General features: G+C 62.4%; 2 protein-coding genes. Both read right to left on the minus strand.

Going from position 1 to position 662, the window contains the following annotated elements; all coding sequences use genetic code 11:
* Window positions 1-259 (minus strand): ABC transporter substrate-binding protein (locus tag EN750_RS37720; protein ID WP_145968354.1); only part of this gene is annotated, 259 nt, incomplete at its 3' end.
* 55 nt (window positions 260-314) lie between these two features.
* Window positions 315-662: amidase family protein (locus EN750_RS37725; protein ID WP_245482944.1), on the minus strand; the 348-nt coding region annotated here is incomplete at its 5' end.

A 662-nucleotide genomic window follows, 5' to 3' on the forward strand; every position in this document is an offset into this window, starting at 1 on the left:
CCTTGGTGTCTTCGATGTGGATCTCGACAGGCCGGCCGAGAATGCCGCCCGCCGCATTGATCTCCTCGGCGGCAAGTTCGAGACCGTTCTTGAACTCGATGCCGTCGGCGGCGGCAATACCGGACATCGGCAGGGCCGAGCCGACCGGAATGGGCTTGGTGTCCTGGGCGATCGCCGCAGTGTTCATATCGGCAAGAAGCGCGGCACCGGCCGCACCCGCGCCGACCACGCCCTGCAGCATTGCACGTCTGTTCATCATGGCAAAGTTCCCCTTTTTTGGCGTTGGTTAGAGTCTTTTCTTCATGCGAAATCTTTCACACCAGATCTTTCTGGCGAAACGCGTGGGTCATGGGCACGAAAGCGGCTTCCAGGTCGGCTGCCGCCGAAAGCACGCGGGCATCGTCGCCGCGCGCGCCGATAATCTGGAAGCCGACGGGCAGGCTCGCCTCGGTCATGCCGCAAGGGATGACGCAGGCGGGTTGCTGGCTGAGATTGATGGGGTAGCTGAACGCTGCCCATTCGATCCATCGCGAGAGGCCGCTGCCCAGAGGCACTTCAAGGCCAACGTCGAAGGCTGGAATCGATGACCCCGGCGAAACGATGAAATCATAGTCGTCCAGCAGCCGGTCCATGGCGGCGCCGAATTCGGCGCGCTCCAACTG

The sequence above is a fragment of the Mesorhizobium sp. M7A.F.Ca.ET.027.03.2.1 genome, from assembly GCF_003999175.1.
In the GTDB taxonomy this organism is placed as follows: domain Bacteria; phylum Pseudomonadota; class Alphaproteobacteria; order Rhizobiales; family Rhizobiaceae; genus Mesorhizobium.